This is a genomic window from Stieleria sp. (genome assembly GCF_041595215.1).
GTDB lineage: Bacteria > Planctomycetota > Planctomycetia > Pirellulales > Pirellulaceae > Stieleria > Stieleria magnilauensis.
In genome coordinates this window covers 1-15,083 of sequence record NZ_JBFHKV010000066.1, presented here as the reverse complement: position 1 = coordinate 15,083, position 15,083 = coordinate 1, and the positions used below count along the sequence as shown (strand labels likewise).

The 15,083-nt window shown below is 59.4% G+C and carries 12 protein-coding genes; 5 read left to right on the top strand and 7 right to left on the bottom strand.

What is annotated here, in order from left to right; all coding sequences use genetic code 11:
* Positions 1-208 precede the first annotated feature (208 nt).
* From ABX749_RS04480 to ABX749_RS04455, 6 genes are all read right to left on the bottom strand, one after another.
* Entirely contained in the window at positions 209-667 is a 459-nt protein-coding gene (locus ABX749_RS04480) for a response regulator (protein ID WP_372894939.1), read from the bottom strand.
* A gap of 79 nt (positions 668-746) precedes the next feature.
* Positions 747-1,217 (bottom strand): response regulator, encoded by a 471-nt coding sequence (locus tag ABX749_RS04475; RefSeq protein WP_372894938.1) that lies wholly within the window; start codon positions 1,215-1,217, stop codon positions 747-749.
* Positions 1,218-1,266: 49 nt separating this feature from the next.
* The gene (locus ABX749_RS04470; RefSeq protein ID WP_372894937.1) at positions 1,267-2,760 is read right to left on the bottom strand and encodes an ATP-binding protein; all 1,494 of its coding nucleotides are present in this window, start codon (positions 2,758-2,760) and stop codon (positions 1,267-1,269) included.
* Positions 2,745-3,440: a hypothetical protein gene (locus ABX749_RS04465; RefSeq protein WP_372894936.1), complete on the bottom strand. Its 696-nt coding sequence runs from the start codon at positions 3,438-3,440 to the stop codon at positions 2,745-2,747. The genes ABX749_RS04470 and ABX749_RS04465 overlap by 16 nt, the downstream gene beginning before the upstream one ends.
* 244 nt (positions 3,441-3,684) lie before the next feature.
* Positions 3,685-4,641: a ribosome biogenesis GTPase YlqF gene (gene ylqF / locus ABX749_RS04460; protein WP_372894935.1), complete on the bottom strand. Its 957-nt coding sequence runs from the start codon at positions 4,639-4,641 to the stop codon at positions 3,685-3,687.
* Positions 4,642-4,878: 237 nt separating this feature from the next.
* On the bottom strand, positions 4,879-5,904 hold the full coding sequence (locus tag ABX749_RS04455) for a hypothetical protein (RefSeq protein ID WP_372894934.1): 1,026 nt from the start codon (positions 5,902-5,904) through the stop codon (positions 4,879-4,881).
* A 297-nt stretch (positions 5,905-6,201) separates the two neighbouring features.
* Between ABX749_RS04455 and ABX749_RS04450 the strand changes: the two genes are divergently transcribed.
* The 4 genes from ABX749_RS04450 to ABX749_RS04435 all read left to right on the top strand — a co-directional run bounded on the left by ABX749_RS04450 (position 6,202) and on the right by ABX749_RS04435 (position 12,710).
* On the top strand, positions 6,202-6,987 hold the full coding sequence (locus ABX749_RS04450) for a proteasome-type protease (RefSeq protein ID WP_372894933.1): 786 nt from the start codon (positions 6,202-6,204) through the stop codon (positions 6,985-6,987).
* A gap of 7 nt (positions 6,988-6,994) precedes the next feature.
* A complete protein-coding gene (locus ABX749_RS04445) occupies positions 6,995-7,786 on the top strand; it encodes a transglutaminase family protein (protein ID WP_145218583.1) in 792 nt (263 codons plus the stop codon).
* Positions 7,787-8,503: 717 nt separating this feature from the next.
* Positions 8,504-10,735, top strand: a complete 2,232-nt coding sequence (locus ABX749_RS04440) for an HAD-IIB family hydrolase (RefSeq protein WP_372894932.1) — start codon at positions 8,504-8,506, stop codon at positions 10,733-10,735.
* On the top strand, positions 10,719-12,710 hold the full coding sequence (locus ABX749_RS04435; protein WP_145218581.1) for an amylosucrase: 1,992 nt from the start codon (positions 10,719-10,721) through the stop codon (positions 12,708-12,710). The genes ABX749_RS04440 and ABX749_RS04435 overlap by 17 nt, the downstream gene beginning before the upstream one ends.
* A 211-nt stretch (positions 12,711-12,921) precedes the next feature.
* Here ABX749_RS04435 and ABX749_RS04430 read toward each other — a convergent pair whose 3' ends face one another.
* A complete protein-coding gene (locus ABX749_RS04430) occupies positions 12,922-13,740 on the bottom strand; it encodes an HAD-IIB family hydrolase (RefSeq protein ID WP_372894931.1) in 819 nt (272 codons plus the stop codon).
* A 492-nt stretch (positions 13,741-14,232) separates the two neighbouring features.
* On the opposite strand from ABX749_RS04430, the gene ABX749_RS04425 reads away from it, so the two are divergent.
* Positions 14,233-15,083: hypothetical protein (locus ABX749_RS04425; protein ID WP_372894930.1), on the top strand; the 851-nt coding region annotated here is incomplete at its 3' end.

Sequence of the window (15,083 nt, the reverse complement as noted above, 5' to 3'; positions counted from 1 at the left end):
GACCGAGCGACGGTCCGCCCGGAGCCGAAGTGATCTGGCGAGGCACTCGACGCATGCTCGACTTCGCCCTCTGCTGGCAAGCCTTCGGACCTGACAGCTGACTTGTGGGTAATCGTCAGCTCGTCGCCTCGTCCACTACCGCCTGCCCGAAAACCAAGGTGCGGCGGAATACTAGGGTGGGTCCCGATGGCTCGCCCCAATCGACTGACTACCGTTTGGCATCTTCCGTTTCTCGCAGGCGCGAGCGACTCCTCCATTGATCTCCATGAAGCGGTCGGCCGCTGTGGATCGCACTGGTCAGCGTTTCGTCCAACTCGACGGAATCGAATTGTCCTTTCACGACATAGGCATGGGCGCCGCTTTCGCGGGCATCCAGCGACGTCTGGGGATCGTCCAACCCGGTCAACATGACGACCGGCAAATCGGCGAATCGAGATTGCAATTTGCGCAGCCCTTCGATCCCGAAGGAATCGGGTAGCGAAAAGTCGAGCAGCACGACATCGCATTGATGGTTCAGGATCCACTGAATCGCCGAATCCAGGGTGACACAAACGTCCAGTTCGTAGCGACCGGTGCAATTGGCGAGCACTCGTTGAAAGAGCAACGCGTCGACTTCATCGTCTTCGATGAGCAGAATCTTGGCGGCGTCGAGGGAGGTGTGGCCCATGTGGATCGGCTTGGCGTCGGGGAGTGATTGGCAGTGGGGTTCAAACGCAATGCCGCTAATAATCTCAGCGGTATTGGGATCAAGCGGGGACGCTTGCCGACGGCAAGGTGACAACATTAAACCAGTACGTACCGAGCCGACGGACGGACTCGGTGAATTGATCGATGTCGACCGGCTTTTGGATGTAGGAATTGCATCCCAGGTCGTAACTGCGCAGGATGTCCGCTTCCTGTTCGCTGGTCGTCAGCACAACGACGGGGATGCGTGACAGATGCTCGTGTTCTTTCAGGTCGCCGAGCACTTCGCGTCCGTTTCGTTTGGGCATGTTCAAGTCCAGCAGAATCAGATCCGGGGTGGGGGAGGATTCCGGATCTTCAAATTCGCCTTGTCGCGTCAAGTACTCCATCGCCTGCACGCCGTCGTTGGCGATCCGGAGGTCGACATGGATCGAGTCGTGTTTGAGTGCGCGGCGTGTCAGCTCTTGATCACCGGGGTCATCTTCGACCAGAAGAATCACGGCGGGTCGTCGACGTTGGGGTTGGTCGCTCATCAGAGTTCCATTGGGGTAGGAGATGGGGGTAGCAGATTGGGAGGCGGGATTAGCAGATCGCTAATTCAACGGGTTCGGTTTCGATCGATTCGGTCGGGGCCGTTGGTTCGATCTGCGGTTCGGCGATCGGCAAGGAGAACCGAAAATGGGCGCCTTGGCCCGGTTCGGATTCCACCCAAATCTCGCCGGCGTGTCGCTGCACCGTTTTCTTGCAGATCGACAGTCCGATGCCGGTGCCCTCGTACTCGCCACGGTTGTGCAATCGCTGAAAGGGCTGGAAGATTCGCTCGGCGTATTCGGGTTTCATGCCGATGCCGTTGTCGCGGACGCCGAGCACCCAGTGATCCTCGTTTTGCGTGACGGAGATTTGAATGGTGGGAGACACTTCGTCGGTGAACTTGAGCGCGTTGCTGACCAGGTTCTGGTACAGCTGCGTCAACATGGTACGGTCGCCGATGACGGTGGGGAATTCATCCCGAGTGATCACGGCGCCGGTCTCCTTGATGCGCAGCTCCAATGAATCGAGGGCGTCATCGACACATTGTTCCAAATCGACCGGCTCGTGTTTCATCGCCGACCGGCCGACGCGAGAAAGCTCCAACAACGCCTGCACCAGGCTACGCATCCGTTTGGCGGCATCGACGATGAATTGCAAGTCGCGTTGGGCGTCTTCGTTCAAGTCACCATCGATGTCTTGTTCCAGCAAGCGGCTGAAGGAGACCAGTTTGCGAACGGGTTCTTGGAGGTCATGGCTGGCGATGTACGTGAACTGATCGAGTTCTTTGTTCTGCTCTTCGAGAGCCTTGTTGGCGTGAACCAATTGACGGCTCGCTCGCGCCGTCTCCTCCACCGATTCGCGGAGCTCTTCGGTCCGTCGATGCACCTCGGCTTCGATGCGTGAATTGGTCGATTCCAACTGCGCCTGGTTACAGGCATTGCGTGACATATCGGCCAGACTTTGTCGAATCGTGACGATCAAAAAGATGTCTTCGAAAACGACCCAACCGGCGTGTTCGATCAAACGCAGCGGCGCTCCGCCGATCACACCGTAGACCGATTCGGGCCACAACCAACCGCGTAGCCCATGATCGGCGGCGACGACCACCGTCGCGGTGCACAGGACCCGCCAGTCACGATAGCAGGCCAGGAACGCGAGTGAACCGAAGATGTGAAAGTGCGTTTCGATACGTCCGCCGGTCAAGTGAATCAACAATGCCGACGTGAGCATTTGGCTGATCGCGATGATGTGTCGCGTGACGACGCGTCCCGGTCGTTTCCAAGCCAACAGGACGGGCAAGGCGGTGATCACTCCGCCCAGCAGAATCGCGGCCCACACATGCACGTGGGTTTCGCTGATCGCGCCCGACCAGGTCCGTGGCGAAATCCACAGCGCCGCCATGATCCCGGCGACCCACTGGATGACCATCAGCGCCGCGAACAGTCGGTCGGTACGAACGTGAATGAGCTGTTGTTGCTCTCGCAATAATTCGTCCGCACGGCGGCGGTCGCCCGCATCCGGCGTGGCAGCTACGGTTGATGACATGATTGATGGGTCTCCTGAAGGTTGGTGCCGAGTTCGCAACCGTAGACCTTGGTGCTGTCCACGTCGCCAGAGCCTTGGTTCAATAATTGGACAATCGTGGATCGCCCCAGGTTGTCGCCGCTGTGTCCGCGCGAGGCCGTGATGCCGCCGCGGAACCTCAATCGACCGGCCGGGTCGTACAGCAAGACCAAACCGGAGATCGCTGCGGCGAACCGATTCGCTTCCACGCCACCGGGGTCGGCATACACGCTAAGGTCCGGTATCTGTTCGGCGGCCTGCCAGAGCTGGGAGTATTCCCAACCGGGTTCCAGCGAGCAGGCCGGGGGTTTGACGAACAACGCCGAAGCCTGCACCCGATCCGCGCATTGCGTCATGATTCGGGCCAGTTCGCCGAGAGTGGCGCGAGTGCAAGGGCATTTGGGATGGGCGAACAGGACCAGCGTCCAACGCTCCGGTGACCGTTCGATTTGCGAGTCGCTCGGCCAACGATCCGGTGCGACGTGCAGCGGGCCGGCGGTGTGTTCGTATCGCCAGACGATGCCCAGGCCGGCCGCCACCATCACGCTCCAGGCGATCACCAACACGGGGATCGTCCATCCACCAGGGCGACGCGACACGTAGTCAAACGCCGTCCCCTGGCCGGCAGGGGCGTCGCGGTCGTCGGAAGGTCTTGGGGTCATCAAATCGTTCGCCGGGGCAAAGGCAGTCTCTAGCCATTGTGGGGAGCGTAGACCGCGATTGAAGGGGCCGCTTTTGCAAACCCGCCAAAGGGAGGATTCCCCTCAGGACCGTCACGTTCACGACCTCGTTGAGGGAGATCGGACGTGCGGGGCGGGTACATCGCGGTGAAGCACTTGATGGCGGCAGGCCGCAAGCCGGCGGATGGCAAACGAAGATCCGCCGTTTGGCGCGAGCCGACGGGACTCAACGCCGTTCGCGTGCTTTTCGCTTGGCGCGCTGTTGATCGCGAAATCGCTTCTTGCGTTTGGCGTCTTTGGCGGCATCCTTTTCCGCTTTCTCGGCGGCCAGGATCGCGGTTTGCGTTTTCTCACGCTCCATGATCTTGGGCGTCTCCAGCGTCAATCGGCCGAAGACGCCTGATCGAAATTCCGTCACCAGGATTCGCGAGGCGCGATCGATGTCGACAAGATTGTTTTTGCCCAAACAGCCGCGTTTGCGTCCGATCGCTTCGATGGCTTCCAGTTCCGTCGTCGGCTTGGGATTCAACTCGTAACGCTCGGTCAGCTTGTCGGGGTATTCGGCCAGCATGTACCGCGCGGCGAAGAAACCGATGTCGGCATACTCCATCGCCGTTTCTTTGATCGAACCGAGCAATGCCAACCGGTAACCGCTATTGGCGTTGAGCACGTTGGGCCACAGCATTCCCGGCGTGTCGAGCAGCGTGACACCGTCGCCGATGTTGACGCGTTGTTGTTGCTTGGTGACCGCGGGCGTGTTGCCCGTCTTGGCGATCTTTCGACCCGCCAGATAGTTGATGATCGTCGATTTACCGACGTTGGGGATCCCCACGATCATCGCGGTCACGGTTCGGCCGCTGCGGTGGGGCACCATCTGGGTCGCGATGGGTTTCAAGCGTCGAATCGTCGGCACGTCGTCGGTGGTCACCGCATGGCTGCGCACACCGACGGTTTGCTCAAAGTAAGCCTGCCAGGTCGCCGTCATCGCTTCATCGGCCAGGTCGCTCTTGGCCAACACCTTCAAGCAGGGTTTGTCGCCGCGCAGTTCGGCCAGCAACGGGTTCTCGCTGGAATACGGAATCCGCGCATCGAGGATCTCGATGACCACGTCCACTTTCGGCAACGTCGCCTGCATTTCAAGCCGAGCTTTATGCATGTGGCCGGGAAACCACTGGATGGACATGGGACGCTCGATGGGGCGTGAGACGTGAAACGGAAAACAGCAAAGCGTCGTGTAGTGTCGCCACTGAAAGCCGTTCTGCTAACCCCAAGGCCTCGAAAAAGGGCAAAACCCGTCAACGGGTTGTCAATCTCGCCCCGATCTCATGCCGCCCCGTAGCATTCTCTCATGCCGCCCCGTAGCATTCTGCCATCCCCGCCCACGCCAAAGGCCGAACCGAAAGGTTGGCGTGGGCCGGGACTAAAACAAATGGTAGGCCTTGGCGTCCAAGCGGCTCGCCAATTCGGGGTCATTGGCTCGCGCCAGCAGGTCATAGTAGCCGTAGGGATACTTGAACACGTGGCCGATGCCCAAGGTTTTGTCGCCTCGTTTTTGCCAGTATTCCGCGTCTCGGGGACGCAGCGGGCTGAGCGGGTGATCTTTGATCTTGCGGTCGCCCGGTTGGGGGCCCAACCGCGTGACCGTCACGTATTTTCGAAACGCGGTGCGACAACTCTCGGCCCATTCGACATCTCCCATCGCGGCGAGTTCAACGAGCGACTGACCGAAGGTTAGCATGTGCCCGGCGAACCCTTGTCCATAGCCGACGAACCGATCGATCGCATCGCTGGCTTCTTGCAGGATAAATCGCGATGCCGCCTGCGAATCCTCGAACGGTGGCGGGTCAACGGCGTCGTCCGGTTGGATGTCGCGCCAGGGCTTGAAGGCTTTGATCAGGTTGCAGATTCCGGCAACCCGCTCGGGCGTGGCGGTTTCGGGCAGCATGCGAAACGCTTTGATCGCGTGCATCGCAAAGATCGCGTCGTGGCCGACTTCGCGCAACACCCCGCCGCCTTCGGCCAGCGCCTTGCCGACCTGTTCGACCGCGTCGGGCACGGGATCCTGGTCGGGGAACGGTTCACACAGCTTCGACGGTGCCCAATTGAGGTCGAACAGTTGGACGATTCTGCCGGCGGCCACATCATCGAAGCCGTTGTCGACGCACATCAGGTGCGCCGAAATCATCGACGCGCCGCGATGGCCGTCGGCGAAGTAGTTCATTTCGGGCGCTCGCGCGAGGGCATTGAGACCAAGCCGCACCAGACGCTTCTCGGTCAAGCTGCGCTCCTCCGCGTTGGATTGGCGATCACCGGCGAGCAGCCATCCACTGATCAGCGCCCCGCTGCCCATTGCAAATCGTCTACGGTCCAGCGAAGGATTCATCGTTCGGTCTCCCATTTCAGTCGGCTCCCATTTCAGTCGGCGGTCGGCGGAGTCGGCAGTCACACGCCGCTGAACGTTCACCGGCGGCCGTTTGTTGACCGACCGTTCACTTTAGCCGATGGCAGCCTCCGCGACAGAGAAAATAAAGACGTGACCGAAAGGCGCCCGCCCGCGGGGGCTCGACGGACGCCCCAGCCCCGGCGAGTTGGTCCAGCCGCTGGGCGTGAACCGGTCGTGTGGTTGCCAAGCGGGCCGGCAACCAGGAAGATCATCCCAAGGCGGCGATCATCGCGGCGCTGGCGTTGTGCCGCGAGTGGAAGATCGATCATTGAATTCATCCACCGACGTGTTAACCGAACGATGACGTTCTGTATCGGAATCCAAGTCCGCGAAGGGATCATCGCCCTGGCGGACACCCGCATTGTTCGGGGCAGCGAGCAGGTCAACAAGCAAAAGCTGGCCGCGTTTCAGCACGGCAACAGCGCCTTGTTCACGATGACCAGTGGACTGCGGTCGGTCCGCGACAAGACGCTGGTTTACGTCGAAGAATCGCTGCGCGGGGGCGGAGAAACGCAGGATCGGCTGTATCAATTTGCCAACCTGTTCGGTCAACAACTGCGGCGGGTGAAAGAGGAAGACGGCCCCTCCCTATCCTCCACCGGGCACTCGTTCAACCTGCACGCGATCATCGGCGGTTGTTTGCCCGCCGATGATCGCCCCCAGTTGTTCTATGTCTATCCGGAAGGGAACTGGGTCGAGTGCGCGATCGATTCGCCGTACTTCATGATCGGACGCACCTACTACGGCAAACCCATCTTGGATCGCCTGCTGACGTTCGAGACTCCCTTGCGTGCCGCCCTGGCGCTCGCCTTTCTGGCCTTTGATGCGACGCGCGCCAGTGTCACCGACGTCGGCTATCCGATTGACGTTGCGGTGATTTCAACGCAAAGCCGGCTTCCTGTTTATCAACGTTTGACCCAGGCGGATCTTGCCGAAACATCAGACAGCTGGGCACAGGGGCTCAAAGACATCCTTGGGCAACTGCCGATGTCCTGGGCCGATCCATTGCTCAACTCTGCCAGCTTTGATGCTGCCGGCCCTTCGGGTGTGTTGAATCCGCCGAACCAAGATCAAACTCAGAGTTAAGCGTGCCATGCCGACCATCAAAGTTGAAAGCCAGCTTCAATACGACGTGCGTCAGCCGACCAACATGTTGTTCAAAATCGCAGCGGCCCGCACCGATCGGCAGGAGGTGCACAATGAGCGTCTGACGGTCCACCCGGAGATCCAGATGGAAACGCTGGACGTCGGCTTGGAAGGGAACACGATGCAGCGTCTGTCCGTGCAACCCTGCCAACTGACGATCGAATACGAAGCCGAGGTCGTCTCGATTTCTCAACCGACCGATCTGGGCAATGTTCCCGAATCAAACGTGGGCAGTCTGCCGATGGAGGTCTTGCCCTATCTCAACCCGAGCCGGTACTGCGAAAGTGATCTGCTGGGCCGATTCGCGTTTGAAGAGTTTGGGCAGGTTCAGCCCGGGCTGCTGCGAATCCAAGCGATCTGTGATTGGGTCAACGAACATCTCGATTACACGCCGGGAAGCACCGGCGTGATGACCACGGCGGCGGACGTTGTCTTGCAACGAACCGGGGTCTGTCGCGACTACGCACACCTAGCGATCGCGCTGTGCCGGGGCATCGGCGTGCCGGCGCGGTACGTGTCCGGCTATGCCGCCCAGTTGCAGCCACCCGATTTCCATGGATTCATGGAAGTGTTCTTGAGCGGTCAGTGGTACTTTTTTGATCCCACCGAGCTGGCCGCCGTCGACGGTCTGGTCCGCATTGCGACCGGTCGCGATGCCGCCGATGTCCCTTTTGCGACGATCACCGGGGACGCGGGACTGACGTCGAAAAACGTCAGCGCCGTTTTCTTGCCCGAGTGAGCGGCCCGGGTTGGAATGACAGTTGCACGCTTATTTCCCACCACGTCGGTCAGACGATCCCGACACTTCACACTAGCCGTTCGCCCGGTGACGCAGTTGCGCAGCGGAAGCCCGTGAGAGAGGTTTCCAGCCCGTCATTGGTGGGTCGACAGGCGGCGAGCGAGCCCCAACGCGCTCTGGGGAAGTGAGCCTTTGTCGGCGATTGAACAGCCTGCGCCGCAATGAACGACGATCGACCACACTGGTCGGTAATCGACCAGCCTGAAGGGGATCGCCCCAGGGGGCGCGTCAATCGTTCATCCGTGGAGAATCGCGCCGGCCGACGTCCATTCGATGTGCCCTCAACCAAAAGGAAAACGATTAAAACGCCGAAAATTGTCGTCACGACGACCGGAACACAGAGCTGGCGGATTCGCACCGCAGGCAAGGAAGCAGCCGAGCATTCACGACGCGTGTTCGCATCTCGAGGTCTTCAATGCAGTCAAATCAATCGACGCGAAGACGGATTTGCATTCCAGGCCCAGGTCCCATCAGATTCCCCCGAACCGGCGGGTGGGGCATCCATCTCGACCGCTTTCTGAGCACCTTAGCGTCGCTTAAGGGCGGCTGGCCCCGCCGCGATTCTCTTTGGCATACCACTTGCCATTCCTTAGGGCGTTGTTTGTACCTACCACAGGCGGGCTGTCTGCCCGGCCACTGACACGGATCCAAGAATCAATGAGCTCGATCATCGAATCTGAAAACCATCCCCAACCCAATGACACGATTCCTCAGGTGCTTGCGCCGCCCAGCGAGAGTTTGAACGTTGAGGCGGCCGGCGAATTGAACATCTGCCTGATCAGCTTGCACGGGCTGATCCGCGGCACCGACCCCGAGCTCGGCTGCGACGCCGACACCGGTGGCCAGGTGAAATACGTCTTGGAACTCGCTCGCGAACTGGGAGCGCGGTCGAACGTCCGTCAGGTGCAACTTTTAACCCGACAGATCATCGACCCCAAGGTCTCGGAGGACTATGCGGTTCTGGAAGAGCCGATCGGTGAGTGCGCCAAGATCGTTCGCATCCCCTTCGGGCCGAAACGGTATTTGAAGAAAGAATCGCTGTGGCCCTACATCGAGATGTTCATCGACCAGACACTCGCGCACTTCAAACGCCACGGGATACCCGATGTGATTCATGGCCACTACGCCGACGCCGGTATCGCCGGGGCGCACCTGGCGCAGCTGCTGCATCTGCCTTACATCTTCACCGGTCACTCGCTCGGCCGGGTCAAACGCCAGCGGTTGTCGGGGGGCAAAACGAACCCCGAAGCGTTGGAAAAGAAGTACAAGTTCACGCAGCGGATCGAGGCCGAAGAGACGGCGTTGGAGACGGCCGCGATGGTCGTCACCAGTACGAACCAGGAAGTAAAGCAACAGTACGAGCTGTACGATCATTATGTCCCGGCGAGGATGGAAGTGATCCCGCCGGGCGTCGACCTGTCCAATTTTTCTCCGCAGGCCGCCCCGAATCACGAACCGGAAATCCACAAGGCGCTCGAGCCGTTTCTACGCGACCGCGACAAGCCGATGATTCTGACGATGGCTCGCCCGGATGAGCGAAAGAATCTGGAGATGCTGGTCCAGGTCTACGGTGAAAGCGAGGAACTGCAGAAGTTTGCGAACCTGGTCTTGATCCTGGGAACGCGAGACGATTTGCGGGAGCTCCCCAAGGGTCAGCAGACGATCATCACCAATATCTTGCATTTGATCGACAAGTACAACTTGTACGGCAAGGTGGCCTATCCCAAGACCCATCGCCCGTCCGACGTGCCCGATCTGTACCGGATGGCGGCGCAGTCCAAGGGCGTCTTCATCAACCCCGCGCTGACCGAGCCGTTCGGGCTGACCTTGCTGGAAGCCGGCGCGACCGGGCTGCCGATCGTCGCGACGAACGATGGCGGACCGCGGGACATCATTTCCAACTGTGAAAACGGGCTGCTGATCGATCCGCTCGACGCCGGCGAGATCGAACGAGCGTTGTTGCGGGTGCTGACCGAAGAAGACGTCTGGCAAAAATTCTCGCAGGCGGGGATCGCGGGGACGCGTAAGCACTATGCCTGGAGCAACCACGCCTCGCGTTATCTCCGCGACGTGAAAGAGATCCTGGAACGGGCAACGTACCCCAGTTCGGTGAACCGTCCGGTACGTCGGCTGCCGCAATTTGATCGCATGATCATCACCGATTTGGACAACACGCTGACCGGCGACGACGAGGCCCTGGGACGGTTTGCGGACCTGATTCGCGAGAACGATCACATCGGATTCGGCATCGCGACCGGACGGCGACGCGACAGCGCGTTGGAATTGATCGAGTCGCTCGGGTTGCCGCAACCGGATCTGCTCGACACCGATGCGGGGACTCAATTGCACTACGGGGAGTCGATGACCCCTGACCGGACCTGGCAGAAATCGATCGGTTATGCCTGGGATCGGGACGGGATCCTCGCCTGTCTGGAGGAGCTGGAAGGGTTGACCCCGCAGTCGGAAGACCGACAATCCGAATTCAAGGTCAGCTTCGATATGGACCCGAGTAAAATCACGGTCACAAACGTCAAAAAGAAACTGCGAGAAGCCGGACTGAGGGCTAAGGTGGTGTTGTCCCTCGGAATGTTTTTAGATGTAATCCCGGTCCGGGGTGGCAGTGACCTGTCGATGCGGCATGTGCTCTGGAAATGGGGCTTTCAGCCGGATCATGTCCTGGTCGCCGGTGATTCGGGCAACGATGCCGGCATGTTGCTGGGGCGAACCTTGGGCGTCGTGGTCGCCAATCACAGCCGCGAACTGGATCGACTGAAGAATCGACCGCGCATCTATTTCGCAAACACGCCGCACGCGGGCGGAATTCTGGAAGGCATCGAGTACTACAACTTTTTGGACAAAATCGTAATTCCCAATGATCGGATTGATTGACTACGGTACGGACACCCAGGCAGAGCTTGATGAGCTGTCATTTCAGGCCGATCTATCACTGCAACGGCTCAAGCCGCGGTTGGAGCAGGTTTGGGAACAGTATTCGACATCGGATGAGCGACAAAAGATCTTCGAGACGCGATTGCGAGAGCATTGGCGACCGTTGTTCGCGCAGCTGCATGAACTCTACAGCGGACGCTACGATTTCTTTTATCATCTCGAACAGGTGCTGTTGACCTGCGCGCTGGCATTCGCCCAGCGCAGCGAGGACCTGTGTGAAATCGACCGCCATCGGGTGATCGAGCCGGATTGGTTCCAGTCCGAAAACGTGGTCGGCGGCGCCCTCTACGTCGACCTGTTCAGCGACAATCTGAGCCGGTTGCGCGAGCACGTCGGGTACTTCAAGGACCTGGGGCTGACCTACTTGCACCTGATGCCGTTGTTTGCGGTCCGTCCGGGAAACAACGACGGCGGCTATGCGATCAGCAATTATCGAACGATCGCGCCCAGCCTGGGAACGGTGGAAGATTTGAAGCTGCTGGCCGATGACCTTCGTGAAGCCGGCATCAGTCTGGTGCTGGATTTCGTGTTCAACCACACGTCGGACGATCACGAATGGGCCCAGCGAGCCCAGGCCGGACAACGGGAATACCAGGAGTTCTATTACACCTTCGCTGATCGATCGGTGCCGGAGCAATACGAACGCAACCTGCGCGAGATCTTTCCCACCGTTCGCCGCGGTAACTTTACCTGGCACGACGGCATGGGACGCTGGGTCTGGACCACGTTCAACAGCTTTCAGTGGGATCTGAACTACAGCAATCCCGCCGTGTTTCGAGCGATGCTCGATGAGATGCTGTTTATCGCCAACCTGGGCGTCGACTTCCTGCGTCTCGACGCGGTGGCCTTTATCTGGAAACAGATGGGCACCAGTTGCGAAAATCTGCCCCAAGCACACTTGGTCATCCGCGCGTTCAATCGGTTGGTGCGTTTGGCCGCGCCGGCGCTGGTGTTTAAATCCGAAGCGATCGTGCACCCCGATGAAGTCGTCAAGTACATCGACAAGAATGAATGCCAGGTCTCCTACAACCCGACGTTGATGGCTCTGCTGTGGGAATCCCTGGCGACCCGGCGAACCGATTTGTTGGTGCGAACACTCTCGCGACGTTTTTCGTTGCCCGATGGCACGTCGTGGGTCAATTACTTGCGCTGCCACGATGACATCGGCTGGACGTTCGATGATGACGACGCGGCGTCGATCGGAATCAACGCCTACGACCATCGCAACTTCCTCAATGCGTTCTATTCAGGCCAGTTCGAAGGTTCCTTCGCCAGGGGTGTTCCGTTCCAGCACAATCACGAGACCGGCGACATGCGGATCTCGGGAACCATGGCGTCACTGGCCGGCCTGGAACGGGCGATCGAGCAAGAAGACGAAGAAGGCAAGGAACTTGCGATACGACGGATGATGCTGCTGCACGGCGTCACACTCAGCATCGGCGGAATCCCCTTGTTGTACATGGGCGAAGAGTGGGGCATGTTGAACGACTACTCCTTCACCACCGACCCCGCCAAGGCCGGCGATTCCCGCTGGATTCACCGGCCGCGGATGAAGTGGGAGTACTTGGAGGAGTTGGATGACGAATCCGGACGCGACTCGATTCGCCGACGCATCTTCCGTTCGCTGCAATCGATGATCGCGATCCGAAAACGCACGCTGGCCTTCGCCGGCCAGGAAATGAAACTGTTTCCGACCGGCAACCATCACTTGCTCGGTTACGTCCGCTCCAACGAAGCGTCCAACGTCGTCGTGGTGGCGAACTTCACCGAACACGCCCAGGTCTTGGACGCAAATCGATTGCGGACCGCCGGACTCGGTCGTTTCTTTAAAAATCTGCTCAACGATGTCGAGTACGGGACCGCCGAACCCGTGCTGCTGCAGCCGTACGAACTGCTGTGGCTCAAGAGGATTTAGCCCAACACCGCTAACTCCACTAGGTTTTGATCAGGGCAGTGCCCGTAGGCTGGCGCCAAACGGCTGATCGCCAATTGACATCAGCCGGTTCGCGCCAGCGCGAGCGGCGCCCATCAATGTCGATTTAGCGGTATTCGGTTTAGCCGAATCGGCCGAACGCCTTCGTCGCCAAAGTGAGTGGCTCCGCTCAACAGACTCGCGTGCCGACCAATCACTCCTCGCGTCGACCGAGGTGATACATCAATCCGTCTCGGACTCCTTCCGGACCGATTCCGTTGGCCAAGTACAGCCATTGTTGATCCCGCATCGCGTCCCTGGTTTCGGCACGCAATTGTTCGTCCGCGTTCCCCACCAGCACGGCGCGAACCCCGCTGGTCATTGCCGCGGTGTCGTTGCCGGAGTCCCCGGCGAACACGATCGATGCGGGATCGATCGAACGACGGGTTGCCCACCAATGGATTGCCGAACCCTTGTTGACGTTGATCGGAAGGATGTCCAACAAACCGTCACCGGTTTCCGGATCGCGGCTGATGGTGAATGCGAGCGGGCAATCGAACTCGACGATCCACATCGCGACCGACTCGCGGACCGCCGAAACGGCCCGGTGCGGAAAGTCGAAACTGCACTTCAGCGGCGTCTGTTGACGCGGATCTTGTGGCGTCAACCATTCGACACGCTTGCAGAGCGCGGATTGGATGCTCGCATTGGTCCAACGTCCCATCCGATCCAGCAAGGCCTGTTCGTAATCGCGGTCCTGCTCGTAACTGCCATCCTCGCCGCGATGCCAGATAGTGGACCCGACGTCGCACAGGATCGAAGCCGGATGCGGCAAGTCGAATTGCGTGATCGCTTCGAACGTCAGCTCGAACGAGCGTCCGGTGACAAAGATCAGCTGCAGGGAATGTTCTTCAACCAGACTGCCCAGATGCTTGACCGCCGCGTGTTGCTCTGGAGTTTCATGAACTGGGATGAACGTTCCATCCAAGTCGGTGGCGAGTGTCGTGACCGTCGAGTTTGTTTTCAAATTCATGGGCATGCTGAACGTGGTCGGCGGGGAACGCCGATCGATGGATCGACGACTTTTTGTCGAACGGGCACTTCTGCTCGTTCTCCTTCTCTCTCTATCTCCATCGCAGTTTCTCAGAAGAGCAAACGCAGTGCCAATTGCCAGTCTGCCCGAGGGGTGTGCACCTGCACCCCAAGGCGGGGCAGGCTGCATTGAACAAGTTCGACGCCTCGGACGCCAGACTGATTGATCCGCTCAGCCCTGGCATTTCTTCAATCAATCCCATCGAACATCCCCTCGCAAGAGCATAGACACCACCCCCTGACCAGCATAAGCTCTTGCCTGGCGGACGCTACCTGGGGGTCTCGCCATGCTCCCCTGGGAATCGATCAACGGATTGCCGGCCCGACGTCGCGAGGGCGACGAGGACGCCGTCGGTGTGTTGGTGCGATTTCACTTGCGAGCAGCCAACACTGGGACATTTTTTGATCTGCACACGCATCGGGGAAACATGACATGAGACGTCGAAATGCACACCGGTCAACGCGTCAACGCACTGCACTTTCGAAACGACTGCGTCGCCCGACCCTGCGTCCCCGCTTGGAACGACTGGAAAATCGCCGAGTGCTGGCCGCAGTTTCAGGGCTGATCACCAGCAACCTGACGTTCACCGACCCGTCCGATCCGGTGGAGTTCGTCGCCGACACTCAGATCGCGTCGGGGGTGATCGTTGAGGTCGGAGCAAACGTCCCGGTCAGGATTTCTGAGAACATCAACGTCACCGTCGATGGAATGTTGAAATTCGACCATTCGGCCGGCGTCGAGATCACCGATGGAAGTGGTGGACAGGATTCCGGAATCGTCGTCAGCGGGACAGGGACGCTGGACATCGACGACACCGACTTCACGCGTCGCACGATCAGCAACGCGTTGGACCGAACACGCATCGCGGTCGTGGCGGGCGGGAAATTCATGGCGACCGATTCCCGTTTCGACTGGGATACGGTTGTGTTCGATGACGGCAGTCTGATTGCCGATGCCTCCACGACCTGGGTCCAAAGCAATGAGTTCAATCAGACGATTTCGGTGCCCTATCAACACCTGCAAGATGCCTCACGACTTGCGGACAACCTGCGTTTTGAAGACATCAACATCCTGGCCGGCTCACTGCCGACCGGGGAAACGCTGGACCTAAATCTGATCGGCACGGCGACGACGGTTGATCTTCGCTACGTGTTCCCGAGCGGATTCGAGATCCAATCCAACGCGACGCTGTCGGTCAATCAGGGTGTCTCGGTGTTGTTGAAAGAAGATAAACAGATCTCGGTTGATGGCACGTTGAAGTTTGACAACGCGGCTTCGATGGT

What these genes read in the sequence shown, in the direction of transcription:
- ABX749_RS04480 (WP_372894939.1), bottom strand. Translation starts at nt 667, where the DNA reads ATGGGCCACACCTCCCTCGACGCCGCCAAGATTCTGCTCATCGAAGAC.
- ABX749_RS04475 (WP_372894938.1), bottom strand. Translation starts at nt 1,217, where the DNA reads ATGAGCGACCAACCCCAACGTCGACGACCCGCCGTGATTCTTCTGGTC.
- ABX749_RS04470 (WP_372894937.1), bottom strand. Translation starts at nt 2,760, where the DNA reads ATGTCATCAACCGTAGCTGCCACGCCGGATGCGGGCGACCGCCGCCGT.
- ABX749_RS04465 (WP_372894936.1), bottom strand. Translation starts at nt 3,440, where the DNA reads ATGACCCCAAGACCTTCCGACGACCGCGACGCCCCTGCCGGCCAGGGG.
- ylqF (WP_372894935.1), bottom strand. Translation starts at nt 4,641, where the DNA reads ATGTCCATCCAGTGGTTTCCCGGCCACATGCATAAAGCTCGGCTTGAA.
- ABX749_RS04450 (WP_372894933.1), top strand. Translation starts at nt 6,202, where the DNA reads ATGACGTTCTGTATCGGAATCCAAGTCCGCGAAGGGATCATCGCCCTG.
- ABX749_RS04445 (WP_145218583.1), top strand. Translation starts at nt 6,995, where the DNA reads ATGCCGACCATCAAAGTTGAAAGCCAGCTTCAATACGACGTGCGTCAG.
- ABX749_RS04440 (WP_372894932.1), top strand. Translation starts at nt 8,504, where the DNA reads ATGAGCTCGATCATCGAATCTGAAAACCATCCCCAACCCAATGACACG.
- ABX749_RS04435 (WP_145218581.1), top strand. Translation starts at nt 10,719, where the DNA reads ATGATCGGATTGATTGACTACGGTACGGACACCCAGGCAGAGCTTGAT.
- ABX749_RS04430 (WP_372894931.1), bottom strand. Translation starts at nt 13,740, where the DNA reads ATGAATTTGAAAACAAACTCGACGGTCACGACACTCGCCACCGACTTG.